Origin of the sequence: Geodermatophilus pulveris, from assembly GCF_900188375.1 — a bacterium.
Classification (GTDB): domain Bacteria; phylum Actinomycetota; class Actinomycetes; order Mycobacteriales; family Geodermatophilaceae; genus Geodermatophilus; species Geodermatophilus pulveris.
The window spans coordinates 40,131-65,169 of the sequence record NZ_FZOO01000013.1 but is presented as its reverse complement, the minus strand read 5'-3'; the positions used below and the strand labels follow the sequence as shown (position 1 = coordinate 65,169).

The following is a 25,039-nucleotide window of genomic DNA, read 5'->3' as shown; positions in this document are numbered from 1 at the left end:
TCATTCGGTGGCGACTCGGATGGCGGGCCGCAGCTTGCCGCTGGACGCGCGGGGGATGTGGTCGAGGACGCGGAAGGTGACGGTCTGGCCGGGACCGAAGTACGTGTCGACGTTGGCGCGGGCCTGCGCCTGGGTGGCCGGGATGTCGGAGTTCGGGGTGGGGACCATGCGGAACTCGAAGCAGCCGGGGGCGAGCTGGGCGACCTGCACCTCGCGCAGCCCGACGAGGTCGTCGACCACCTGGGACGGGAGGGGCAAGGGGCGTCCGTCGGCGGCGGTGAACGCGTCCTCGACGCGGCCGTCGATGCGGCCGAGCAGGGGGAATGCCCGTCCGCACGTGCAGGGGCGGGGTGGGGCGGGGCCGACCTCGTCGCCGGTGCGGTAGCGGAACAGCGGGAAGCCCCAGTTGTGCAGTGGGGTGCCGACGATCTCCCAGCAGTCGGTGCGCCCGGGCACCGGCAGCAGTTCGGTGATCCCGTAGTCGGGGAAGGAGTGGTAGCCGCCGGCCTCGCAGTTGCCGGCCATGGCGACCCGCTCGGTCTGCCCGTAGTGGTCCACCACCGGGCCGCCGAAGCCCTCGGCCATCAGCGCCAGCTGGGGCGCGGTCATGACCTCGGAGGAGGTGATGACCGCTCCCACCGGCAGCTTCTCGCCGCGCTCGCGCAGCAGTCCGGCGAGCAGCGTGAGGCTGGAGGGCCACCCCTCGACCACCTGCGGATCGAAGGCCCGGATCTGCGCGAGGAGGTCGGCCAGCCGGTCGCGGTCGAGCCGGTAGCTGGAGACCACCAGCTTCCGGGCGCCGGGCACCTCCCGGGTCAGCGCTCCGTTGCCGTGGGGATCAGGGTCGTGGTTGCGCAGCAGCAGGCTGCGCGGCCGGGGCGGCACACCGAACCAGCCCCACTGGCGCTGCAGCGCCGAGAGCTCGAACGCCGAGGAGCCCGGCGTGCGGTACACGGTCACCACCCGCCCGGAGGTGCCACTGGAGTGCGCCGGCCAGGTCAACGCGCGGGGATAGGCCAGGAACCGCTCGGGCGCGTGGACCAGGTGGTCGCGGTCGAGCAGCGGCAGCCGGCCTAGGTCGGCCAGGCTGCGGATCGAGGCCGGATCGATCCCGGAGGCGGCGAACCACTCGCGATAGAACGGCGATCGGCGTGCCGCCAGCCGGACCAGATCCCGCAACCGACGCTCCTGGTAGGCGACGATCTCGTCGGCCGTGGCCCGCTCCATCCGCCCCAACGACGAGCGCATCCCGCCCCGCAACGGAAAGGCGTGCCGCAGCCGGTGTTGGAGGCTCGGCGACCTCAGGGGCGGCGCCACCGGCGGAGTCTGACACGAATCCGCCCTGGCTCGTACGGCCCGACGCGTGGCTCGCTCCGGTCGGCCGACCGGTCGGCCGGGTCAACGACGACGTGCGGAGATGGCGAGGTCACGCCCTACGAGGACCCGCTCGAGTGCCGACCTCCACGCCTCTCCCAGGTGCAGGAGCGTGAAGCCGCCCCGGAGGGTCCGGCTGTTCAGCACGCGGAGGACCCCGCGGTCCCCTGCCGGCTGCAGGGACCGGACGCGGACGTCCGAGAAGCTGCTGGACGCCAGCATGGCCCGGAGCTCCCTCAACCGGGGCCAGTTGCGGATCATCCCCCGGCTCGTCGGCTTCAGCTGGCTCCACCGGCGCCACACGAAGCCGTTCTGGGTCATCAGGAGGAACACCCCTCCGGGGCGCAGCAGGTCCGCGACGCGCCGGACGTACCCCGCCTGGTCGGCGACGTGCGCGATGACCTCGGAACTGATGACCAGGTCGAACGGACCGGTGAGGGACGCCTCGTCGAAGCTGCCGGCCATGAAGTGGACCTCGGGGAACTCGCGCTCTGCGTGTTCCACGGCCGCCGGGGCGAGATCGATCCCCGTGACGTCGCCGAGATCCGTGAGCGAGGCGCCGAGCCACCCCGTCCCGCACCCGAGGTCCAGGATGCGGAGCGGCCCCTCCTGGCCGGGCGACGCGGCGAGGCGCCGGGCGGCCCGGCGTACCCAGTCGATCTGCCGCAGTTGGAGGAGTCCTCGCTCGGAGTAGGCGTGATGGGCCAGGTTCCACTCGCCCCAGAAGCGGATCTGCTCGTCCAGCGGAGGATCGTTCCGTGCAGTGGACACGTCATCCATCGGCGCACCGTAGGGGCGCGCCGGCAGGGGTGTCCATGACTCCGGCGACCGGGGACTCGTCGCTGCGGGGCGGGGCGGCACCGCCGGCCGACCGTGTCCGGCAGTCACCTCACCGTGTCCGGCGGGTCACCGCCCCCGGGCGCGATCGGTCGACGACGGCTTCCCAGCGCTCTGCCCCGCAGCGCCAGGCGACAGTGATGAGGTCGCTCCTCCGGGCCACCGTGAACTCGTCGACGGGCACGTGTCCCGGCGGGCAGAGCAGCGTCGCCGCCACGAGCGGGGTCGCCCCGCGCGTGGACCCCCCGACGAGCCAGGACGGCACCCGGCTCTCGAGCCGGTCCGACCACCACCCCAGGTGGGTCTCCTCGTCACCGCGGACCTCGTCGAGGGTCGCGCCGGGCACCGCGGCGGCGAGGATCTGCAGGACGGTGGTTCCGTTCCGGGTGACCAGGTGTCCCTGGGGCACCCGCTCCACGTCGAGGTCAGGGTGCAGAGGCCACGACGTGCGCATCTCGTGGACGCCGGCCCCGGTGACCTCGTCGATGACGAGGACCACCGGCTCGCCCCGCGGAGCGGACAGCCACCGGCGGTGCGTGACCGGCGCGGCGAGCCGCTGGTACCCGTCGTGCTCTGCGTCGACGATGCCCCGGTCGAGATCGACGGACCGGACACGGACCCGGGCGTGCCGGGTCCACAGGAAGGGGCCGCCGGGGACCGACGAGCTCTGCCCGTCCACCGTCACCGTGGGATGGGCACGGGTGCTGCGATGGACCGACCGCCACTCCGGGTGCCCGTAGTAGCTCGCGGCTCCCGGCTGGCCGACGACGTCGTGGCCGTCCAGGCTCACGGTCACCGCCAGGGCATCGGCGTGCCCGTGCGCCGCGATGGCGAGGTAACCCAGCGGGCCGACGTCCACGGTGATCCGGCGGCCGGGTGAGCGCAGGACCACGAGCCCTCCCTGCGGAGCCACGAAGCCGCTCTCGCGCCGGGCAGCCGGCACGTCGGGCGACGCCTCCACCGTCCCCCGGACGGCGCGGACCCAGCCGGCGGCCAGCGTGCTGGTGCCTGCCTCGCGAGCTCGCGCGTTGTCCGTGAAGGCGGCGACCAGCCCCAGGTGGTCCCGGACGGTGCGGCGCGGCTCGGGTCCCAGCCGGAGGGCGAAGCCCTCGTCGTCGTCGCCGTACCGCGGATCGGGATCGGTGTCGCCGACGACGGCGGCCAGGTAGTCCGCGCTGCGGTCGATGGCCGCGGTGAGCGGAGCCGGGATGACGTCCCCACGCGCCGAGAGGAGGACGGCCACGACCATCAGCAGCTCGACGGTGAACACCTGGTAGCCCACGGCCTGCTCGGCGCCGGCGCCGTCGGGAAGGATCTGCCGGGAGGCCTCGTCCGCCAGGCCGTGGACCGCCTGCCGCTCCCACCTCGGCGAGGGGGCGAGCTCCGGGAAGAGGATCGCGACCGTTGCGAGACCGGCGAGCTCGCCGACGAGGTGGTTGTTCGCCGAGCTGTAGCGCGACCGGTGCCGCCAGCAGAGCTCGGCGCTGCTCGCGAGCATGCGGACGACCCGCTCGAAGCGGGCGTCGGTGAGCCTGTCGAAGTCCCGCAGCCCCTGCAGGGCGACGGCCACCGACACCGCGCGGACCCCGGCCTCGAACGCACCGCGCCAGGCGATCCCCTGCCCCACCCGGTTCTGGTCCAGCCAGGAGTCCAGGTGTACCAGCGCCAGCTCCGCGAACTCGTCCCTCCCCGTGAACAGCCATGCCTCGGCGAGCCACGGGAGGTGCTGGAGCCGGTTGAGCTCCCAGATCCACTTGGGATCCGCCGCCGCCGTCCGGTGGTCGATGCGGGCGGCGTCCACGAGGGGCCACCGGACGTCGCTGACCGGGTCGTGGTTCCAGTCGATCGGCCACCCGAGTCGCGCTCCGGGGTGACCGAAGTAGGTGACGACGCCGGCGCGGATCCGGTCAGCCGCTTCGACCAGTGCGGCCACCTGGTCGGGGTGGCGGCCGGCGATCTCCCGGGCACGGGAGCGGTCGAGCAGTACGGGCCTGCCGACACCGTTCCGGAAGTCGTGCAGGACGGGCTCCCAGCCGGCGTTCGCACGGCCGAGGAGCCGGGCGCGCGATGCCGCCCCCAGGGAGCGCCGCGGAAGGCGCTGCTCCACCAGGCGCCCAGCACGCCAGCCCACCTCGCCGGGGGTCATGGCGTGCAGCCTGCGGAGGTACCACTCCAGCCGCTGCACCCGTGTCGTCGACCGACCGTTCACCAGACGTCTGCTCCTCGGTCCACCGGCGCGGCAGCTCCCTCGGCACGGGTCTCGACGGGACGCAGGCAGGTCAGCCCGACCGGGGAGGAGCTAACCACCCACGGTCCCGGAGGACGGCGGGCTCGTCCGCGCCGGACCCGGCAGCACGCGTCCTTCACGAGGTGAGCAGGAGGACCCAGTCGTGGTCGCCGGCGTCGTTCGGTCCCGGGGTGGTGAAGGTGCTCGAGACCGGCGCCGGGATCCTGCGCCCGGACGTCGGGTCGACCCAGACGGCGGAGGTGCCGGTGGGCAGGACCGCGGGATCGACGGTGATGGTGCGGGCGGTGGGCACGTAGACGACGGCCTGCCGGCCGTCGGGCGTGCGCGCCGCCGTCACGTAGTCGTTGTCGAGGACGTCGACGGGGGCGTCGTCCAGCGGGGTGCCGCGCCCTGCCGTCACCAGCGTGCCTGCTGTGTCGGGCACGAGCTGCCACCACCGCAGGCCGTCGAACAGGTCGCGCAGGCCTGCGATCTGGGTCGTGGCCGGGCTGGACAGCCGCGTCCGCCAACCGGGGTGGAAGTCCCAGTCGTGGGTGCCCATGAACTCGCCGGCGGCGCCGGAGGTCAGGCTCCACAGCACCTGGCGGCGCAGCGTCTCATCGGAGGTGGGCGCCGACTCGGACTGGTTGTTCTCGCCCTCGTAGTTGGCCTCGCCGAGCACGGCCGGCATCGTCGGGGTGCGCCCGTACGCGTCCAGGACGGCGGCGTAGGTGGGGTGGTAGGTGTAGACGAAGTTCCAGTCGATCCGCCGGGCCCAGAACGGGTTGTCACTGGAGATCGACCTGTCGAAGGTCAACTGGATGGAGAACGGTCGGCCGTCGCCGGCCTCCCGCACGCCACGCATCATGGCGTCCCAGCACCGGTCGACGTCACTGCCTCCGGCGAGGTCGTCGGTGGCCGGCACGTAGTCCCCGCCGATCACCCACACGATGTTGGGGAGGCCGGCGAGCCGCTCGGCGACCAGGCGGCCGAAGTCGCGGCACTGTTGGATCGACGTCGGTACGAAGGAGTGCCCGATGCTCCAGCCGTCGACGGGGTAGAGCAGCACGGTCACGCCGCGCTCGGCCGCCATCTGCAGGTAGGACACCACGCGGTCCCAGTAGGGCTCGTCGAACCGCAGCACGTCCCCCCCGACGAACGGCGCCAGCCCGTCGTGGGTCCGGCCGTCGTCGAAGGGACCTCCGTTGCCCAGTGCGCCGAGCAGGGAGACGATCACCGCGTTGAACCCCTGGCCTGCCCGTGTCGAGAAGTAGAGCGCGGCCTCGTCCGGGGACAGGTCCGTCATCAACGACCAGGGGGTGTCGCCCTTGAGCCGGATGGGCTCCCCGTACTGGTCCAGGAAGAAGCGGCGATCGGGGCTGATCGACGTGACGAAGGGCCGTCCGGTCGATCCCACCCTCGGCGTGGCCTCGGGCCAGGGGGCGTCGCGGTAGGTGCTCGCACCGGTGATGTGCATGGCCTGTCCCTGGGGGCCTCCCCGGCGGAGGAGCCACCCACCGGAGGCGGCCACCAAGCACAGCAGCAGCACCAGCGCGCCTCCCGTCAGGAGACGTGCGGGATGCCGCGCCGTGGTCGGGCTCGCTGGTGTCATCTGCGATCGCTCCAACGCCTTCGAGCAGGAGCGTGAACTCGGGCCCGGCAGGTTACGACATCTCCGTCGGCGTCGCTACGCCCGCCGGACTCCCGTGGCCGCCGCTCCCCGGGCGTCCCGGGGACGAAGTCGTTGTGCCGTCGCGGTGAGTGCCGACGCGCCACGGCGCCCTCAGGGGGCGTGGACCTCGGATTGCCGTGGGTCGGCGCACTCCTAACCTGCCGCAATGCATCGCGCTGCGTCACCCGAGACAGGGCGGACTCGGATGGACGCGAGTGGGACGCTGCCCGCGATCAGCGTCTTCGGACTCGGGTACGTCGGCTCGATCTCGGCCGCGTGTTTCGCTGCCCGGGGGCACCGTGTCGTCGGGGTCGACGTCGACCCGCGCAAGCTGGAGTTGCTCCGCCGGGGGCTCCCGCCCGTCATCGAGGCGGGACTGACGGAGCTGGTCCGCGACGCGGTGACGTCGGGTCTCCTCTCCGTCACCGACAGCGCCACGGAGGCGGTGCTCGACAGCGACGTGTCCCTGGTCTGCGTGGCCACGCCCTCGCTGCCCGGCGGAGGTCTGTCCACCGCCTACCTCGAGGCCGTGACGACGCAGATCGGCGCCGTCCTGGCAGCCAAAGCCGGCTGGCACACGGTGGTGTACCGCAGCACGATGCTCCCGGGGACCTGCGAGGGCCGGCTGATCCCACTGCTCGAGCAACTGTCCGGGAAGCAGGTCGGTGTCGACTTCGGCGTCTGCGTCAACCCGGAGTTCCTCCGCGAGGGGACGAGCGTCCAGGACTTCTCCGCGCCACCGAAGACGGTCGTCGGTCAGACCGAGGAGAGATCCGCCGCACTGGTGGTCGGCCTCTACGACGGGATCCCCGGGCCGCGGTTCGTCGTCCCGATCGGTGTCGCGGAGATGGCCAAGTACGTGGACAACTGCTTCCACGCGCTCAAGGTCGACTTCGCCAACGAGATCGGGGCGATCTGCGCTGCCCTGGGACTGGACTCGCACGAGGTGATGGACGTCTTCCTGTCCGACACGAAGTTGAACCTCAGCGCGGCGTACCTGCGGCCGGGCTTCGCCTTCGGCGGGTCGTGCCTGCCCAAGGACGTCCGCGCCTTGGCGCACACCGCCCGCCAGCACGACGTCGAGGTACCCGTCCTCGCCAACATCCTGGCGTCCAACGAGGCGCACCTGCGCCGGGCGCTGGACAGCATCCTCGCGCTCGGGAAGCGCAAGGTCGGGCTGTTCGGCCTCTCGTTCAAGTCGGGGACCGACGACCTGCGCGAGAGCCCGATGGTGGAGCTCGCCGAACGCCTGATCGGAAAGGGCTGCGACGTCCTGATCCACGACGAGAACGTCGCCCTCTCCCGCCTCACCGGCTCGAACAAGGCGCACATCGACGATCGGCTGCCCCACCTCGCCGAGCACCTCGCCCGGGACCGGGACGCCGTCGCCCAGCACGGGGAGGTGCTCGTGGTCGCGGCCGGTGACGACGCCACGGTCGCTGCGGTGGAGCGTGCTCCCGTCGGCACGGTCGTGCTCGACCTCGTCCACGTCCCGCGGTTGCGTGCCGCGCGCGCCGGCAACCAGTACCTGGGGCTGTCCTGGTGACGACGAGCGCGCCGCTGGACCGACCTCGTCTCAGCTTCCTGACGACGGCCTACCGGACTGAGGCGTACCTCGCCGACACCATCTCGTCGGTCCTGTCCCAGACCAGCCCGGCCTGGGAGCTGGTCGTCGTGGACAACGGGAACTCGGACGAGATCGCCTCCATCGTCCGGTCCTTCGCCGACGACCCGCGGGTGCGCCTGGTCCGTCAGGAGAACCGGGGCTACGCGGGCGGGGTGATGGCCGCGGCCGCGGTGGCGCGGGGCGACCACTTCGCCGTCCTCGACAGCGACGACGAGATCGTGCCCGAGTTCACGGCCACGGTGCTCGACTTCCTCGACGGCCACCCCTCCGTGGACGCGGTCGGGTGCGACGCCCACATGGTGCGCGATGGGGACGAACGGCCCTCCCGTCAGAGCTATCTCCGGTCGATCGGTAGCCGTCCGCCGGGCAAGGGCGGGGACCTCCTCACCGTGGAGGAGGTGCTGGCCGGCCGGGTGCCCTACTACACGGGCGCCATCAGCAGGAGAGCGTGGCGGGCCGTCGGTGGCTACGAGCCCGGCCTGGAGAGTGACGTGCTCACCTGGCTGCGGCTCGCCAGCCGATTCGAGGTCCGCCTGCTCCCGCAGAAGCTGGGTCGGTACCGGGTACGCGAACAGTCCCAGTCCCGGCATCCCGAGAGGGTCGAGCAGTTCGAGGACTCTCTGGTGCGGACGTTCCAGACGTTCGCCGAGGAGTCGGGTGACCCGCGCCATCTCGCCATCGCGCAGTCCCCGATGCGGCGCCTGCGTTATCACCAGGCCCTGCGGCGTGCGCGATGGGCATTCGTCGATGGGGACATCGAGACTGCTCGCCGGTCGGCCCGGGAGGCGCGCGCTCAGCGGGCCACCCTGCGGGCCTGCGTGATCGTGGTGCTGTTGGAGCTGTCCCCCCGGCTGCTCACTCGCGTCCACCCGCTGAAGCAGCAGCTGGCCGAGAGAGGCCATGGTGCCCGGCAGCGCATCCTCGGCTGGGGGTCAGTCGACTGGCTTCCCGCCCGTGCGCGCTCGGCTCCGGATGGACGCCAGCTCGGTCGACAGCTCCGCCAGTGGCAGCGCGGCGGCGTCGGACCGTGACATGGCATGGACGGGGAGAGGCCATGGGACAGCGAGCCGGGGGTCGTCGTGAGCGATCGTGAGGTCCTCCTGCGGGTCGTGCCGCCGGTCGATGCGATAGGCCGTGTCCGCCGGCTCGGTGAGCGCCTGGAAGCCGTGGGCGCACCCGGCCGGGATGAAGACCGAGTTCTGCTTCTCGCCGTCGAGGATGACGGAGAGCCACTCGAGGTGGGTCGGGGAGTTCGGGCGCAGGTCCACGACGACGTCGAAGACCTGGCCGGAGGAGCAGCGCACGAGCTTGCTCTCCCCCTCACCCAGCCGGACGTGCAGGCCGCGGACCACCCCTCGGCGCGAGCGGGACATGCTGTCCTGGACGAAGGAGTCGGGATCGATCCCCGCCTCCCGCGCGACGTCGGCGTCGAAGGTCCTGCTGAAGAACCCCCGGTCGTCGACGTGCGGCGAGGGCGTGAACTCGACGACGCCGACGATGCGGGTGGAGCTCCAGCGCACGTCTCCCCTCCCCGGGTGCGTGTCACGACCGGCCGCAGCCATCCGGGGCGAGCCCGCGACGCCCAGCCGGGGCGGCTGCGGCGAGCATGTCACCACTCCCCTCCGGGGTCGAGGTCACGGTCATGAGCGCACCGCACTGCCGGCTCTGTCAGGCGGAGCTCGTCCACACCTTCGTGGACCTGGGGATGTCCCCGCCCTGCGAGAGCTACCTGACCGCCGACCAGCTCGACTCGGGAGAGGTGTTCTACCCGCTCCACGTGCGCATCTGCGCCCGTTGCCTGCTGGTCCAGCTCCCCGCCTACATCGACGCGGGGGAGATCTTCAGCCACTACGCCTACTTCTCCTCCTACAGCGACTCCTGGGTCGCGCACGCCAAGGCCTACGTCGAGGAGGCCGTCGACAGGCTGTCGCTGGACTCCGGCTCCTTCGTCGTCGAGGTCGCCAGCAATGACGGGTACCTCCTGCAGCACGTCGTCCAACGAGGGATCCGTGCCCTCGGCATCGAGCCCGCGGCGAACGTGGCCGAGGCTGCGGTGGAGCGCGGTGTCCCGACCGAGGTGACCTTCCTGGGGGAGCAGACCGGTCGGGACGTCGCGGCCCGGCACGGAGCGGCCGATCTCGTCGTGGCGAACAACGTGTTCGCCCACGTGCCCGACATCATCGACTTCGCGAAGGGCCTGCGGGAGCTGGTGGTCGACGACGGCACGGTCACCATCGAGATCCCGCACCTCATGCGGCTCATCGAGGGCAACGAGTACGACACGATCTACCACGAGCACTACTCGTACCTCTCGCTGCTGACGACGCAGCGGGTCCTGGCCGAGGCGGGCCTGGTCGTCGTCGACGTCGAGGAGCTGTCGACGCACGGGGGTTCTCTCCGCACCTGGTCGATGCCGGCCGAGCGGGCGGCACGACCGAGTGATGCCGTCGCCTCCGTGCTGGCCGCCGAGTCGGCGGCGGGCTTGCACTCCCTCGAGGGCCACGCCGGTTTCGCGATCGCGGTCGCGCGGGTGCGTAACGACCTCGTGGAGTTCCTCGTCGAGCGCTCCCGCCGGGGGGAGACGGTCGTCGCCTACGGCGCGCCCGGGAAGGGCAACACGCTGCTCAACCACTGCGGTGTCCGTGCCGACCAGATCGCGTTCGCCGTCGACCGCAACCCGTTCAAGCAGGGCAGGTTCCTGCCCGGCACCCACATCCCCATCCACCCGCCGGAGAAGCTGGCGGACGTGCGGCCGGACTACGTCCTGATCATGCCCTGGAACCTCAGGGACGAGATCTCCGAGCAACTCCACCCGGTCCGCTCCTGGGGCGGGAAGCTCGTCGTGGCGCTGCCCCGGCTCGAGGTCTTCTGAGTCATCGGAGGGAGTCATCCATGAAGGTCGTCATCTTCTGCGGCGGACTGGGCATGCGGATCCGGACCGGACCGGAGTCCCTGCCCAAACCGATGATGCCCATCGGCAGCCGTCCGGTGCTCTGGCACGTCATGCGCTACTACGCGCACTTCGGCCACACGGAGTTCATCCTCTGCCTCGGCTACGGCGCCTCCGCGGTCAAGGACTACTTCCTCGACTACCGGGAGACGAGCTCGAACGACTTCGTCCTCACCAAGGGCGGCAAGCACGTGGAGATGCTCGCCACCGACATCAGCAACTGGACCATCACCTTCATCGACACGGGGATCTCGACGGCGATCGGCGAGCGACTGCGCCGGGTGCGGCCATACCTCGAGTGCGACGAGATCTTCCTCGCCAACTACGGAGACGTGCTGACCGATGCCCCCATGAACGACCTGATCGCCGAGTTCGAGTCCAAGGACGCGGTGGCGAACCTCCTGGCAGTGCGGCCTCAGGACTCCTTCCACGTCGTGGAGATCTCCGGGGGTGACCGGGTGACCGGTCTCGTGCCGGTCGTGGACATGTCCATGCGGATCAACGGCGGGTACTTCGTGCTCCGGCAGGGCATCTTCGACTACCTCGACGAGGGGGACGACCTCGTCATGGACGGGTTCGTGCGGGCTGCGGCCGACGGCAAGCTCTGCGCCACCCCCTACGACGGCTTCTGGGCGCCCATGGACACGCTGAAGGAACGGACGGCCCTCGAGGAGCAGTACCGGACCGGGATCAGTCCGTGGGCCGTGTGGCGCGACCGGCCCGTGGAACCGGGCCCCGCGGTCGTCCCCGTCATGGTGGCTGAGCCCAGTGTCGTCGCTGCCAGGTAGCTCATCGGGGACGCCCGGTCGCACCGGGCGGAGCACGGTCGCCTCGTGATCGGTCTGGCTCCGCCGGGCGCTCGGCTCGACATCCTGTGTGTCGGTGCGCATCCGGACGACATCGAGATCGGCTGTGGTGGCACCCTCCTGGGACTCGTCGGCCGGCCCGCGACGACGGTCGCCGGCCTGGTCCTGACCGGCAGTCCGGAGCGCAGGGAGGAAGCCGGAGCGGCGCTGCCGGAGTTCTTCCCCGACGCCACGGTCCGTGCGCTCGACCTCCCGGACGGGCGGCTGCCCGCGCACTGGGACGCCGTCAAGGACGCCCTCGAGGAGTGCGCGGCCGAACGTCGGCCGACCGTCGTGATGGCGCCCCGGGCCGATGACGCGCACCAGGACCACCGCCTGCTCGGGGAGTTGGTGAGCACCGTCTGGCGCGACGCGCTGATCCTCCACTACGAGATCCCCAAGTGGGACGGCGACTTCCGCTCGCCGAACGTCTACGTCCGGCTGACCGAGAGCGATGCGCGACGCAAGGTCGAGCTGCTCTCCCGGTGCTTCCCCTCGCAGGTCGCGCGGGAGTGGTGGGACGATGAGCTGTTCTCCGGCGTCATGCGGCTGCGGGGCATGGAGAGCAGATCCCGTTACGCCGAGGGGTTCGTGTGCGACAAGCTGCTCCTCGACCTCGATGCGGGGAGCACCGGATGACGTCCTCCTCGGCAGTCGGCCGGACGTTCGCGGCGTCGACCGCCATGCAGCGGAGGCTGCACGAGCTGGTCCCGGGAGGAGCGCACACGTACGCCCGCGGCTCGGACCAGTACCCCGAGGGCATGGCACCGGTGATCGCGCGCGGTGAGGGTGCGCGGGTCCAGGACGTCGACGGCAACTGGTACGTCGAGTACGGGATGGGGCTCCGGTCGGTGACGCTCGGGCACGCCCACGCGCCGGTCGTCGAGGCCGTGACGGCGGCGGCGCGGACGGGGGTCAGCTTCAGCCGGCCGTCGGTCCACGAACTGCGCGCGGCGGAGACGTTCCTCGAGCAGGTACCCGGGGCGGACATGGTCAAGTTCGCCAAGAACGGCTCCGACGCGACGACCGCTGCCGTCAAGCTGGCGCGCGCAGCGACGGGCAGGGACCTCGTGGCCCTGTGCCGGTCGCAGCCGTTCTTCTCGACCGACGACTGGTTCATCGGTACCACCGAGATGGACACGGGGATCCCGGACTCCCAGCGCGACCTCACGCTGGGCTTCGACTACAACGACCTCGGCTCCGTGGAGCGCCTGCTCGAGCGTCACCCCGGCCGGGTCGCGTGCGTGCTCCTCGAGGCCGCCACGGGCACGACCGATCCGGCACCGGGCTTCCTGGCGGGCCTGCGGACCCTGGCCGACCGCCACGGCTTCGTCCTGGTCTTCGACGAGATCATCACGGGCATGCGCTGGTCCCGCGGTGGGGCCCAGGGCGTGTACGGCACGACGCCCGACCTGTCCACGTGGGGCAAGGCGCTCGGCAACGGCTTCGCGGTCTCGGCCCTCGCGGGCAGACGGGAGCTCATGGAACTCGGGGGCCTGCGCACGGACGTCCCGCGGACCTTCCTCCTCTCCACGACGCACGGTCCCGAGACCACGGGCCTCGCGGCCTACCTCGCCGTGGCCGAGGCCTACCGGCAGCGCGACGTCGTGGGGGTCATGGAGGAGCAGGGCCGCAAGCTGGCCGAGGGAGCGAACGCGGCTGCCGCCGCGCTGGGCGTCGCCGACCACTTCGCCGTCGTGGGGCGGCCGTCGTGTCTGGTCTTCGTGACGCGTGACCACCTCGGGCAGCCCTCGCAGGAGTTCCGGACGCTCTTCCTCCAGGAGATGCTGCACCGGGGGATCCTGGGCCAGTCGTTCGTCATCTCGGCCGCACACACCGACGACGACGTCGCCCGGACGGTCGAGGCCGTCGGTGAGGCGCTGACGGTCTACGCCGAGGCGCTGGACGCCGGCTCCTGCGACGGGCTCCTGCGCGGCCGCCCCGTGGCACCGGCGCTGCGGAGGTTCGCGGCCCCCCGCCGGATCCCGGGGGCGGCGACGGACCAGCTGCAGGGCCATCTGTTGTCGACGACCCAGGAGTAGGTGCTCAGTGCGTGTTCTCGTAGACGGTGACCGCGGCTACATCGGAGCGGTTCTCGTGCCGTTCCTGCTGGAGTCGGGCCACGAGGTCGAGGGGCTCGACGCAGGCTGGTACGACGGCTGCGACTTCGGGGACCAGCCGCGGGGGTACACCTCCCGCACCGGCGACATCCGTGACCTCACGCCCGACGACCTGTCCGGTTTCGACGCCGTCGTCCACCTCGCCGCCATCTCCAACGACCCGGTCGGGCACCTGAATCCGGAGGCGACCTACTCCGTCAACGCCGACGGCGCGGCCCACGTGGCGCGCGTGGCCAAGGCCGCCGGGGTCGAGCGGTTCCTGTTCTCCTCCTCCTGCTCGCTCTACGGGGCGGCCGGGGACGCCCCGGTCTCCGAGAGCAGTCCCTTCCACCCGGTCACGCCCTACGGCGAGAGCAAGGTGCGGGCCGAGCGGGAGATCAGCACCCTGGCCGACGACACCTTCAGCCCGACCCACCTGCGGAACGCGACCGCGTACGGGTCCTCCCCGCGGCTCCGTGCCGACATCGTCGTCAACAACTTGACCGGCACGGCGTTCACCCGTGGTGAGGTGCGGCTGCAGAGCGACGGCAGCCCCTGGCGCCCGCTCGTGCACGTGCAGGACATCTCCCGGGCGTTCCTGGCGGTGCTCGAGGCGCCCCGCGACCAGGTGCACGACCAGGCGTTCAACGTCGGGCGCGACGAGGACGTGGTGCAGATCCGGCAGATCGCCACCGCGGTCGCCGACGTCTTCGACGCACCGGTGACCTTCGCCGAGGGCGCGGGTGCGGACAAGCGGGACTACCGCGTGGACTTCACCAAGATCGAGCAGACGCTGCCCTCGTTCCGCCCGGAGTGGACCGTGCTGGACGGCATCAAGGAGCTGGCAGCGGACATGGACCGGATCGGTCTGACGGCCGAGGACTTCGAGGGTGAGCGGTACGTCCGGCTGCACCGGGTGAATCGGCTGATGGCCACCGGTGTCCTCGACGACCTGCTCCGCTCGAGGTCGTGACCCGGTGACCCTCGCGCGTCAGGTGGACGCGCTGCGGTCGGGGGAGCGGGACCTCTACGCGCGGGGCGAGGCCATGTACTCGGCCATGAGCCGGCTCTACCCGATCTGCCGCAGCATCACGGGGGACGGCGTGCGGGCGACCTTGGACGTCCTCGCGGAGTCCCTCGACGTCGAGCGGCGCGCTGTCCCGTCCGGCACGCAGGCGTTCGACTGGACGGTCCCCGACGAGTGGAACGTGCGGGACGCCTACATCGCCGACCCGCAGGGGCGGCGGGTCGTCGACTTCCGGCGACACAACCTGCACCTGGTCAGCTACAGCGTCGCGGTGCGCGCCACGATGACGCTGGACGAGCTGCGTCCCCATCTCCACTCGCTACCCGACCGGCCGGAGTGGATCCCCTACCGGACGACGTACTACCACCGGGACTGGGGGTTCTGCCTGCCCGACAGCCAACTCCGCTCGATGGACGAGGGTCCGTACGACGTGGTCGTCGACACGACGATCGAGCCGGGAGAGCTGACGTACGGCGAGCTGGTGGTGCCGGGCGAGAGCGCCGAGGAGGTCGTGGTCAGTGCCCATGTGTGCCATCCGTCCCTGGCGAACGACAACCTCGCCGGCATCGCCGTGGCCGCGGAGGTGGCCCGTACCCTGGCGTCCCTGGAGTCCCGGCGCTACACGTACCGGTTCCTCTTCGCGCCGGGGACCATCGGGTCGATCACCTGGCTCAGCCGCAATGCCGACGTGCTGGACCGGATCCGGCACGGGCTCGTCCTCACCGGTCTGGGCGGACCCGGCAGCCTCGTCTACAAGCGGTCCCGGCGCGGCGATCGGGACATCGACCGTGCTGCCGCGCACGTCGTCGCACGTCGTGGCGGTGAGGTCCGCGGCTACTCGCCCTACGGCTACGACGAACGTCAGTACAACGCCGTCGGCTTCGACCTGCCCTTCGGGCGGCTGTCGCGCACGCCGCACGGGGAGTACCCCGAGTACCACACCTCCGCGGACGACCTGTCGTTCGTGGAGCCTGCCGAGCTGGCGGAGTCCTACCTCGCCGTCCTGGAGGTCGTCGACGTCCTGGAGAACGACGAGTGCTACGAGAACCTCAGTCCCCACGGCGAGCCCCAGCTGGGCAAGCGGGGCCTCTATCCGACGACAGGGGGTCGTCAGGCCACCGACGCAGTCATGGCGATGCTCTGGGTGCTCGGCTACTCCGATGGGTCCACGTCGTTGCTGGACATCGCCGTGACGGCCGACGCGGACTTCGCACGTCTGCGCAGTGCCGCCAGCCACCTCGCGACCGCCGGGTTGCTGACGCCTGCACGGTAGTCCGGCGCCCGAACCGGGCCCGCTGCTGCTCGACTGCGTCCGCACGGAGAGGAAGGCCGTCCTGCACCACCAGCCGTCGAGCAGATCACGGTCCTGCCATCACACGAGTCGCCCGCAGGCGACGACGCCTGGAGCGTGTCGGGAGCGCCTGCCGGGCCTGTCGCGCACGTGGCCGCAGGGTCGGACGATCCGCGCGGCCGGGCACCCTCGACAGCTGCCCGTTCTCCTCCCTCGACGGGAACAGCGGGGCGCCGGGCTGCTCGGCGGTCAGTAGGCGCCGGCTCTCCGCACGACGGCGCGGATCGTCCGCAGCAGGATGGCCAGGTCGAGTCCGAGCGACCAGTTCTCGACGTACCGGATGTCGAGCTCCACGGCCTCGTCCCAGCTGAGGTTCGACCGGCCGCTCACCTGCCAGAGACCCGTGATGCCGGGCTTCACGAGCAGTCTGCGGTGCATGTCCGGTCCGTACCGCGCGACCTCGCGTTCGAGAGCGGGCCGCGGACCGACGAAGGACATCTGGCCCTTCAGCACGTTGACCAGTTGGGGGAGTTCGTCGAGTGAGAAGCGGCGTAGGAACCGTCCGACTGGGGTCACCCGTGGGTCCCGGCGCATCTTGAAGAGCACGGTGGCCTCGTTCTGCGGCAGCAGTCCATCCAGTTGGCGGTCTGCGTCGACGACCATGCTGCGGAACTTCAGGACGTCGAAGCAGACGCCGCGCTTCCCGACCCGGCGCTGGCGGTAGAGCGCTGGACCCGGGCTGGAGAAGCGGACCACCGCCCCGATCACCACGAGGAGGGGCAGACCGAGGGTGAGTAACGCGGTCGCGGCGACCCGGTCGAGCACCCCCTTGACCACTCGCCGGTGGCCGCGGAACTCCGGCTCCCGGATCTGGAGCAGCGGGGCGCTCGTCGTCGGGCGGATCTGCAGTCGGTGGGGTGCCACCTCCAGCAGTCCTGGTGCCGCGAGGACGTCGATCCTCGTCCCCTCCAGGCGCCAGGACAGGTCGCGCAGGTACTTTCCGGCCGTCTCGCTGGCAGAGGCCACCACGACGGCGTCTGCCCCGACCTCGTCCACGACGCGGACGACCTGGGTGAGGTCGCCCAGCACTGCGATCTGGGACCGCTCGAGAGACTGCGTCGTGGGCGGCTGGGGCACGCATGCGCCGACGACCTCCAGGCCGCATGCGGGGTCCCGGCGGAGTCGGTGCGCCAGGTCCAGGACGGCGCTGTCGCGCCCCACCAGCACGACTCGCTTCGTCATGAGCCCCCGGCGCCTGGCCGCGTGCAGCCGCCGGCGGTTGAGCGCATGGTTGAGGAGGGTGAGCACGGTGGCCACCGGGACGCCGATGAGCAGCAGTCGAGTGAGCCCGACGAAGGCGGGCACCTGGGCGGCGTAGCCGGCCGCGGCAACGGCGACGACCCCGCCGATGGCCACCCGCCGGTATTCGACGGCGCCCGTGCCGTGCAGTCGCTCGGCGTAGGTGCTCAGCGACATCAGCAGTGCCGGCCAGGCCAGTGCGCCGATGGCCGCCAGCCTGAGTCCGTGTGCCGAGATGGAGCCGGTGAAGGGCATCAGCGCGCACGCCGCGGCGATGGCGGCGACGACGTCCCCCATCACCAGCGTGGCGGTGTACGCGACCAGCCACTCAGGGGTCTGCCGGCGGCGCGCGGTGAACGGGTCGTACACCGGTCGGCCGCGCGTCGGGAGGACCGGCGTCCTGGACAGGGCAGGGACCGTGTTCGCCTCAGCCAGATGGCGGATCTCCCGGCTGTCGTCCGCGGGAGACGGGGGCGGCATCAGTGCGGGGCTGGTGGCGGTGCGCGGCTCGGGGGCCAGGTCGTCGTCCAGTCGCTCCGCGGACGTGTCGGTCATCGGTCCTGCTGGTGGTGGACCGACGACGGACCGGGCGGTCCGTCCGTCGAAGCGTGGTCAGGGCAGGTCGTGCGGGACATGGGTCTGTACCTCGATGCGCGCAGGCGGTCAGCAGGCGCTGTCGGACGGTCTCAGTGGGTGTGGCTCCCGGTGACGGGGCTGTTGGTGCTCACCGGCCGGCCGGTGGGCTGACGCGTGGGAGGAGCGGAAGGTGGGCGTGCGACACCGACCCCGGGACCTGGATCAGTCGGGGTGGTCCAGGAGGTCGTAGACGCCCTGGACGACGCGGTCGTCGGCAGTCGAGGAGACGCGGGTGGAAGCCGGGCCGAGGGCGGCCGCGGCGTGTGCGAGCTGGACGGCGAGCACGGGGTCGCGGTCCTGACCCTGCCCCGAGGAACCGCCTCCGGGGTGGCCGAGGCAGACGGCTGATGCCAGCCCGACGGGCGCGGGCGGGGCGAGGGGGACGGGCAGGGGCAGCGGGCCGCCCCCTGTTCTGGGTCCGAGAGGTCCCTCAGCGCCCGCGCCGGGGTACGACGCCGCCGAGTCATGGCCGTCGGTTCTCGACGGTGCAGCGGCGCAGCCGAGGGAGGGAGTGAAGGCCGCAGTTGTGGTGAACGGTCGAGGTCCGGGGGGCCGGGTCAGGGATGGCGGGGACTCCCCACGGACCGGGTCGCCCACGTCAGCGGCGGTACGTCCCGACCGCGACGAGTACTCGGAACCGGGCACCTCGGAGGCCGGCTGCAACGTCGCGTCGCCGGGCGCTGCCCGCTGGTCGGAGTCCCCCCCTCCCGGACTCGGCGTCGGAGCCTCCACCGGACCGGGCCCCGTCCCCCCGGGACTCGGCGCCGGACCTCCCCCCGGACCGGTGTCCGCCCCTCCCGGACTCGGCGCCGCGGCCCCCACTGGACCGGAGCCTGCGTCAGGCCGGGATGGGTGCGCGTCCGCGGAGCGGGTGGTGGGTGCCGGACCGGGCCGGGGGGTGTGCGGGGCCGCGGAGCGGACACTGGGTGCCGGACCGGGCTGGAGGATCGGGCGTTGGAGTGACCTGTCGGCAGGCCGCTCGTGCGCCGTGGCGGAGGAGTGGGTCGAGGCGCTGTCGGTTCCGGCGTCGGCGGTGGACATCGACCGACCACCTCGGGCCGGTGCGGTTTCCACGGGCGCAACCTGATCGTCCGACGCGGGTCGCGTCGTGGTCGGGCCGTCCCCGGCCCGACGTGTGGTGCCCTCCGGGACGTCCGGTGCTCCAGCCGGTGGCGCGGTCCGTAGCGGCGTTGACTGTGTCCGTAGGGCGGACGTCTCGGCCGGGTCCGGGAATGGCTCGTGGTGCGACGGTGCCTCGAGGTCGGTGGCCGGGAGTGCGTCGATCGGCGGAGTGACTGCCGGTGTGCCGCTCCGCCCGCTCGCACCGGCCGGCGCGTCCTCCGTGGGGGATGGCACGGGCGATGGCGGACCGGCCGCGGGCATCTCTTCCAGCGGTGGTCCAGCCGGGAGAGGTGGAGCGACCGGTGCGCCGGGGGGCGCGGCGCCGACCGGGGGTGTTCCAGGTGCAGGAGTCTCGGTCAGCGGGGGGTCGGACGATGCGGACTCCGGTGGGTCCGCCTGAGGCGACGAGGGCTCGGGCGGGAGAGCTGGGTCCTTCGTCGGCGTCTCGGCGGGTGGAGTGCCGGCTGGAGGCGATCCGGGTCGAGGGACCGCGACGGGCCGGGCATCGGGGACGGCTGGTACGTCGCCAGTCGGCAGGACGTCGCTCGGCGGGGGGCCTGCCGGTGCGGACCCGGGGGGCACCACCCCCGGCGGATCGGGGCGCATGTCGGAGGCCCGACGAGGTGGCTCCGACTTCTCGGTGGGCGGGCCGGAGGATCCGTTCCCAGCGGGCGGTCCGGGGTCACCGGGGTCCTCGGGCTCGGGTGCCAGGTCCTCGGTCGGCAGCGTGGACTCCGTCCCTGGCGCGGCCGGAACGGTGTCGCCGTCATCCTCGGCGTCCGTCTGCTGTGGTGCGGCCTCCGCGGGTGGTCCGCCACCGGTTGCGGGAGGGTGTGCGGTGGGTTCGCCGGATCCGCGCCCGCCGGCTGGGGTGCTGGTGGACGAGTCCTCGGTGGCGGAGTCCTCGCTGGCGGAGTCCTCGCTGGCGGAGTCCTCGCTGGCGGAGTCCTCGGTGGCGGAGTCCCCCGGAGCAGCCGCTGAGCCGTCCCCAGGGGCTCCCGAGGCCGACGTGGTGTCCCCGGAGGAGGAGACGCCGTCGCTGGCGTCCGGCAGGGTCGGGGTCGGGTCGCTCGGGGTGGCTCCCGAGCTGGTGCCCTCGGATCCGGAGGGGGAGCCGGGAGTCCCGGAGGTGGAGGTGGAGGCGGCGGACGCCGACGTGGTCGGGAGCGAGCCTGGTTCGTCGACAGTGGAGTCGGTTCCAGGGTCCTCGGACTCGGAGCTCGAGGACGTGCCACTCGATCCTGCCGAGGCCGTTGCCCCCGAGGACTCGCTCGCCCCGGCGTCGCCGGCGGAGGACGGCTCGGCACTCGACTGGTCCGGAGCTGCGTGCGCCGGCCCGGCCAGGCGCACCAGCAGGATCCATGCGCCGACGAGGAGGCCGGCGAGCACGAAGCGACGCCACATCCGGTGCGGCCGAGGCACCAGCCCCCTGCCGGACAACCGTGTGAGGTCGCCTTCGGTCAACGCAACTCTCCTCAGGCCACGACTCAGCGATGGGAGCTGCACGTCTCAGACGTTGTGGTGGCGGAACCCTCCGGCGTCGTTATCGCGCGGGACAAGTACTTGTGGAGCGGCCATCGCGCGCTCCGGCCGTGTCTCACGGAGGGTGAGCAGCTGTACCGGTCGTGTGCCGACTCCGACCTCGATCAGATGGGACGGCACCGTATGCGTCCATCGTGGCCAACGACCGTGAAGGGGTGGACGTGGGGATCTTCGTCTTCCTGGTGCCGGCGCTCCTGGTCGTCGTCCTCGGCTATGCGCTCGGTTACTCAGCGTGGGTGGCGATCGGCCTCGGCGGGAACCCGGAGGTGGCCGGCTGGCTGACCGGGCTGGCGCTGCTCGTCGGGGTGACGTGGCTGCCGCTGCGGTGGCTGCGGCGCCGGGCGCGGCGGGCCCGCGGGCGGGCGGCCGATGCGGCCGCCGCGCAGCTCCGGGCCGAGGCCCGGCGGCGCCGGGGGAGGGGCTGAGGCGGGACGTCCGCGCCGTTGCGGACGCCCCGCCGGCTCAGCTGGTGCTGCGGTGGCGCACGACGTCACCGGCGCACGCGGCGTGCAGCGCCCGGGCTGCCCGCTGCAGCGTCTCCGCGGCCGTGCTGCCCGCCTCGAGGTCGGTGACGCCGGCGCACGCGCCGAGGCCGGGGACGTCCAGCGCGGCGATGGCGGCGGTCAGGCGGGCGGCGGCGACCTCGGCGTCCGCGGCGCTGCCGCCCAGCAGGACGGCGAACTCGTCGGGACCCGAGCGACCCAGCCAGTCGTCGCCGCGGAGCGAGCGCGCCACGACCGAGGTGGCGGCGGCGAGGGCGTCGGCGGCCGGCCGTCCGTCCCCCTGGGACAGGCGCAGGACGATCAGTGCGGCCGGGACGGCGGGCACGGCGGACAGCCGCTCGGCGACGTGGGCGGAGACCGAGTTGGGGCCCGGCAGCAGGCTGGTGACGTCGTCCTCGGGCGGGAGGAGCAGCGAGACGGGCAGCGAGACCGAGAAGGGGTTGTGCGTGGGAGGCATGGCTTGCTCATCGGCCCCGGGGCAGGTCCGCTGGAGCGGGCTCACCCCCACGGGTGGCGTCCGTGGACCCCCGGGTCAGCCGTCCCGGCGGCCGGTGCCCCGCAGCAGGCCGGCGACCGACAGGACGGCGACCGCCCAGCCGAGGACGACGAGCACGTCGCCGCTGTGGACCCCGCGGTCCGCGCCGATCTGGAGCAGCACCGGGCCCTCGTTGACGTAGCGGCCGGTCACCAGGAGGACGGCGAAGACGGAGAGCACCCCCGCGACGAGGAGCGCGGCGAGCCTGATGTGCACCGCCCGACCGTAGTCGCGCCGCGTGCCGTCACGAGGTGGGCGCACCCGATCGGGCGTACCCCGTGGTGTGACCGGCCGGTGCGCGCCGGGAGGCCGGCGCGCTCGGCGGTGCGCAACCTGCCGGTCCGCCGCCCACCTCCTAAGCTCAGCCCACCTGCCTTCCCCGCGGGTCGTCCGGTCGTCGATGCGTGATGTGGAGTGTGGATGCCGCAGGTCGAGCTGGCGTGGGGGGCGGCGACGGCAGTCGGCCAGCGGGAGGACAACCAGGACCGGTTTCTGGCTGCCCCGCCGGTCTTCGCGGTCGCCGACGGCATGGGGGGCCACGTCGGCGGAGCGGCGGCCGCGGAGGCGGTCGTCGAGGCGCTGCGCTCGCTCGCCGGCCAGGGCACGACGACGGTCGCGGCCATCCGGCTGGCCCTGCAGCGGGCCGACGGCGAGATCCGCGCCTTCCAGGGGCCGGAGAAGTCCGGCGCCGGGACGACGGTCGCCGGCGTCGCGCTGGTCGACGAGGGCGAGGGGCCGCAGTGGGCGGTCTTCCACGTCGGCGACTCGCGCGTCTACCGCTGGCACGAGGGCCGGCTCGAGCTGTGCACCAAGGACCACTCGGTGGTCCAGGAGCTCATCGACGCCGGGTACATCTCCGACGAGAGCGCCGCCACGCACCCGCAGCGGCACATCATCACCCGCGCGCTGGGAGTCGGACCGCGCCCGGAGGCCGACGTCGTCCTCTTCCCGGTCGTGCCCGAGGACCGCTACATGGCCTGCTCCGACGGGTTGACCGGCGAGCTCGGTGACGGGCGGATCGCCGCGCTGCTGTGCGCCGGCGACGCCCCGGACGCCGTCGTCTCCAGGCTCGTCGCGGAGGCCGACGCCTCCCGGGCGCGCGACAACGCCACCGCGGTGCTCGTCCGGAGCGCGTGACTCCCCGCCGTTCGACGACTGCACGTCCACGGCGTCCACCTCGTAGCCCGCCACGTCCGGCTCCCTGTGGTGCGCGGCCGTGGATGGTCGTGCGGGCACCACCGTGGGACACCGGGGACCTCCGGGTGGACGTGCGCCTTCGACGAGCCGCACCCCACTCGGAGGTCCCCCCGCATCCACGCCCGACCCGCCGTCACCGACGTCCCGGCCGGGTACACCTAGCCGCGGTATGCGCCTCTGTCGGGCAACCGTGCGCCGTCAGTGCCGATCCAGGCCAGCGCGCCGTAGGACGACGACGGGATGCTGCCGTCGGGGTAGAAACCCTCCACGGACTCCGCCCCGCGTGTCGTGACGTCCCGGAGGAGCACGCGGGCGAAGGTGCCGGTGGAGCCGCCGGTCTTCAGGGCCGAGCCGCGGCCGTTGAGCGTGTCGCGCAGGGTGAGCCCCTCGACGAGGACGTCCTCGACCGCTCCGCCGGCCCGGCTCGAGGTGAGGAAGACGGCGCCGTGGTCGATGTCGCTGCGGTGGTTGGAGCCCACCAGCTCACCCCCGCTCACCGTCACCCGCCGGACGTGGTTGGTGTTGCCCTCGACGCCGATGAACACCCCGGCGCCGGCCGACCCCTGCACGAAGACGTCCGTGAAGGTCACGTCCTCGCCGCCGACGACGCTCAGGCCGCGGCCGTGGGACTGTCCCTCGACCCGTGGCGACGACACGTGGATGCGTCTGACCGGCACGTCGGAGAAGCCGCCCGCGTAGGAGACGACCGCCACGCCGTCGTCACCGACGTCCTGCACGAGCGGTGACAGGATCCGACCGTCCTGCGAGTCGTGGGTGACGTGGATGCCGTCGGCCCGGGTGTTCCGCACGACCGGGCGTTCGACGACGAAGTCCCGGGCGCCGAAGAAGAAGTAGCCCGCCGCGTGTGACCCGTCGATGGTGACACCGGTCGACCGGTACCCCGGGGCGTTCACGAAGATCGAGTGGTGGTCCTCGGTGGTGCCGCGGCTGGTCGTGGCCTCGATGCGCCGGGTGATGCCGTCGACGCGGAAGTCCGGCGCGTACACCTTCAGCGCGGACCGCTGCTGGACCGTCGCCATGAGGGTGCCGGTCCCGCTCACCCGGGCGCCGGCAGCTGACGGTGGCACCACCAGGACCGCGTCGTGGCGGTACACCCGGCCCGCCGGGATGTGGAGTGTCTCGCCCGTCCTCAGGGCGTTCAAGGCGGTCTGCAGCGCCGCGGTGTCGGAGGTGCCGTCGGTGCCATCGGCACCGAAGTCCTCCGGGGTCCGCACGAGACCCGCCGACGACGTCGGGGTGGTGGCGGACGGAGGAGGGGTGGTGGTGAGGGGAGCGCTACCAGTGGCCGTCGGCGTCGGGACGGGCGTCGTGGAGGCCGGCGCGGTCGGCATGGTGGTCGCAGCCGTGCCGGTCGGGGAGGCGGAGGCGGTCCCGGCGGGCGAGGGGGCCGGTGAGGCGGTGGTGGTCTCGGGGGGCGAGGTGCTCGGGGCGGCGCTCTGCGCGGTCGGGGCGGCAGGGCTCGAGATCGCCGGTGTCGTGCTGCTCGACGTGATGATGGAGCGGTCCAGCGTGAAGACGCTGGTCGACGTCGTCGTCAACAGCAGGGTGTGCTGGCCCTCGGTCAGCGCGCCGGTTCCATTGGCGTCGAAGAACACCACGTCGTTGCCGCGCGGGCCGGAGACCCTCTGCGACACGGTCACCGGGGCTCCGCCGTCGATGCTCACCTTGGCCGTCCCGAAGTCCGGGGCATGCGACCCGGTCAGCTGCACATCGGTCCCGTAGAAGCGCAGCGACACCGTCGCGTTGGCGTTGATCGTGTAGTGGTCGGTCGAGGCCCACATGCCGCTGAGGCCGCCACCCATGCGCCAGCCGTTCGCGTACGCGTGCTGGTTGTTGCCCGTCCCGGTCACGCGGTCGTCGACCACTGTCGTGGCGGCGGCCGCGACGGTGCTGTCGAGCAGCACCAGTCCTGCAGCCGCCGCGGTCGCCACGGTGGCCGCGACCGCGGTCCGCGCGGTCCACCGCACGGCGGTGTTCGGGCGGGCGTGCGGTGGCCGTCGTCCGTGCACGGTCGTTCCCCCAGTCAGCTGTCGTCGATCACCACGCGACCCCGCCACGGCTCCCGTCCGGGTCGGCAGGGGTGGGTGACCCCGGTCGCCCGGGCGGGCGGGCGGAGCGTGTCGCGGCCGGTGAGCCACCGGGAGGCCCCGGGGGACCTCGATCGGCTCGTGCCACCCGGCCGGGGAGCGCTCCGCCCACGGTACCAACAGATCTGACGCTTCGCACGTGTACGGA

20 protein-coding genes are annotated in these 25,039 nt (G+C 72.5%); 10 read left to right on the top strand and 10 right to left on the bottom strand.

Translation table 11 applies throughout. The features are described 5' to 3' along the window. The 4 genes from CHB98_RS20010 to CHB98_RS19995 form a co-directional block, all read right to left on the bottom strand. Complete coding sequence (locus CHB98_RS20010; protein WP_218822449.1) at positions 1 to 1,227, bottom strand: phenylacetate--CoA ligase family protein; 1,227 nt, start codon at positions 1,225 to 1,227, stop codon at positions 1 to 3. Between the two features lie 171 nt (positions 1,228 to 1,398). Beyond that, on the bottom strand, positions 1,399 to 2,154 hold the full coding sequence (locus CHB98_RS20005) for a class I SAM-dependent methyltransferase (protein ID WP_089307365.1): 756 nt from the start codon (positions 2,152 to 2,154) through the stop codon (positions 1,399 to 1,401). A gap of 109 nt (positions 2,155 to 2,263) precedes the next feature. Beyond that, positions 2,264 to 4,357, bottom strand: coding sequence for an alginate lyase family protein (locus CHB98_RS20000; RefSeq protein ID WP_089307411.1), 2,094 nt, complete (start codon positions 4,355 to 4,357; stop codon positions 2,264 to 2,266). Positions 4,358 to 4,574: 217 nt separating this feature from the next. Further along, positions 4,575 to 5,915: a glycoside hydrolase family 140 protein gene (locus tag CHB98_RS19995; RefSeq protein ID WP_218822448.1), complete on the bottom strand. Its 1,341-nt coding sequence runs from the start codon at positions 5,913 to 5,915 to the stop codon at positions 4,575 to 4,577. Between the two features lie 400 nt (positions 5,916 to 6,315). Between CHB98_RS19995 and CHB98_RS19990 the strand changes: the two genes are divergently transcribed. Then, the gene (locus tag CHB98_RS19990; protein ID WP_089307363.1) at positions 6,316 to 7,656 is read left to right on the top strand and encodes a nucleotide sugar dehydrogenase; all 1,341 of its coding nucleotides are present in this window, start codon (positions 6,316 to 6,318) and stop codon (positions 7,654 to 7,656) included. Next, positions 7,653 to 8,768: a glycosyltransferase family 2 protein gene (locus CHB98_RS19985; protein ID WP_089307362.1), complete on the top strand. Its 1,116-nt coding sequence runs from the start codon at positions 7,653 to 7,655 to the stop codon at positions 8,766 to 8,768. The genes CHB98_RS19990 and CHB98_RS19985 overlap by 4 nt, the downstream gene beginning before the upstream one ends. Here the strand turns inward: CHB98_RS19985 and CHB98_RS19980 are convergent. Further along, entirely contained in the window at positions 8,670 to 9,257 is a 588-nt protein-coding gene (locus tag CHB98_RS19980; RefSeq protein ID WP_245821465.1) for a dTDP-4-dehydrorhamnose 3,5-epimerase family protein, read from the bottom strand. The two genes, CHB98_RS19985 and CHB98_RS19980, sit on opposite strands and share 99 nt — an antisense overlap. A gap of 122 nt (positions 9,258 to 9,379) precedes the next feature. Here CHB98_RS19980 and CHB98_RS19975 point away from each other — a divergent pair, with 122 nt between their 5' ends. Genes CHB98_RS19975 through CHB98_RS19950 form a run of 6 tightly spaced genes read left to right on the top strand, consistent with a single transcriptional unit; the run spans position 9,380 to position 15,931 of the window. After that, positions 9,380 to 10,609 carry a class I SAM-dependent methyltransferase gene (locus CHB98_RS19975; RefSeq protein WP_089307361.1) on the top strand — a complete coding sequence of 410 codons (1,230 nt, stop codon included), beginning with the start codon at positions 9,380 to 9,382 and terminating at the stop codon, positions 10,607 to 10,609. A gap of 20 nt (positions 10,610 to 10,629) precedes the next feature. Then, positions 10,630 to 11,475, top strand: coding sequence for a sugar phosphate nucleotidyltransferase (locus tag CHB98_RS19970; protein ID WP_089307360.1), 846 nt, complete (start codon positions 10,630 to 10,632; stop codon positions 11,473 to 11,475). A gap of 45 nt (positions 11,476 to 11,520) precedes the next feature. Beyond that, positions 11,521 to 12,171, top strand: a complete 651-nt coding sequence (locus tag CHB98_RS19965; RefSeq protein ID WP_089307359.1) for a PIG-L deacetylase family protein — start codon at positions 11,521 to 11,523, stop codon at positions 12,169 to 12,171. Next, positions 12,168 to 13,574 carry a glutamate-1-semialdehyde 2,1-aminomutase gene (locus CHB98_RS19960; RefSeq protein ID WP_089307358.1) on the top strand — a complete coding sequence of 469 codons (1,407 nt, stop codon included), beginning with the start codon at positions 12,168 to 12,170 and terminating at the stop codon, positions 13,572 to 13,574. Before CHB98_RS19965 ends, CHB98_RS19960 begins: the two co-directional genes overlap by 4 nt. A 7-nt stretch (positions 13,575 to 13,581) precedes the next feature. Then, positions 13,582 to 14,604, top strand: a complete 1,023-nt coding sequence (locus tag CHB98_RS19955) for an NAD-dependent epimerase/dehydratase family protein (RefSeq protein WP_089307357.1) — start codon at positions 13,582 to 13,584, stop codon at positions 14,602 to 14,604. A gap of 4 nt (positions 14,605 to 14,608) precedes the next feature. Further along, positions 14,609 to 15,931, top strand: a complete 1,323-nt coding sequence (locus CHB98_RS19950; RefSeq protein ID WP_218822446.1) for a DUF4910 domain-containing protein — start codon at positions 14,609 to 14,611, stop codon at positions 15,929 to 15,931. A 267-nt stretch (positions 15,932 to 16,198) separates the two neighbouring features. Here CHB98_RS19950 and CHB98_RS19945 read toward each other — a convergent pair whose 3' ends face one another. Further along, on the bottom strand, positions 16,199 to 17,803 hold the full coding sequence (locus CHB98_RS19945) for a sugar transferase (RefSeq protein WP_089307356.1): 1,605 nt from the start codon (positions 17,801 to 17,803) through the stop codon (positions 16,199 to 16,201). A 243-nt stretch (positions 17,804 to 18,046) separates the two neighbouring features. Then, positions 18,047 to 18,169, bottom strand: a complete 123-nt coding sequence (locus CHB98_RS22840; protein WP_281251884.1) for a hypothetical protein — start codon at positions 18,167 to 18,169, stop codon at positions 18,047 to 18,049. A gap of 2,534 nt (positions 18,170 to 20,703) precedes the next feature. Between CHB98_RS22840 and CHB98_RS19940 the strand changes: the two genes are divergently transcribed. After that, positions 20,704 to 20,973, top strand: a complete 270-nt coding sequence (locus CHB98_RS19940; RefSeq protein WP_245821463.1) for a hypothetical protein — start codon at positions 20,704 to 20,706, stop codon at positions 20,971 to 20,973. A 37-nt stretch (positions 20,974 to 21,010) separates the two neighbouring features. On the opposite strand, the gene CHB98_RS19935 is transcribed toward CHB98_RS19940, so the two are convergent. Together CHB98_RS19935 and CHB98_RS19930 are read right to left on the bottom strand one after the other, a co-directional pair. Then, positions 21,011 to 21,508: a hypothetical protein gene (locus CHB98_RS19935; RefSeq protein ID WP_089307355.1), complete on the bottom strand. Its 498-nt coding sequence runs from the start codon at positions 21,506 to 21,508 to the stop codon at positions 21,011 to 21,013. A 75-nt stretch (positions 21,509 to 21,583) separates the two neighbouring features. Then, on the bottom strand, positions 21,584 to 21,802 hold the full coding sequence (locus tag CHB98_RS19930) for a hypothetical protein (protein WP_089307354.1): 219 nt from the start codon (positions 21,800 to 21,802) through the stop codon (positions 21,584 to 21,586). A 204-nt stretch (positions 21,803 to 22,006) separates the two neighbouring features. On the opposite strand from CHB98_RS19930, the gene CHB98_RS19925 reads away from it, so the two are divergent. Next, positions 22,007 to 22,723, top strand: coding sequence for a PP2C family protein-serine/threonine phosphatase (locus CHB98_RS19925; RefSeq protein ID WP_089307353.1), 717 nt, complete (start codon positions 22,007 to 22,009; stop codon positions 22,721 to 22,723). A 218-nt stretch (positions 22,724 to 22,941) separates the two neighbouring features. On the opposite strand, the gene CHB98_RS19920 is transcribed toward CHB98_RS19925, so the two are convergent. Beyond that, entirely contained in the window at positions 22,942 to 24,813 is a 1,872-nt protein-coding gene (locus CHB98_RS19920) for a right-handed parallel beta-helix repeat-containing protein (protein WP_143425145.1), read from the bottom strand. Positions 24,814 to 25,039 lie beyond the last annotated feature (226 nt).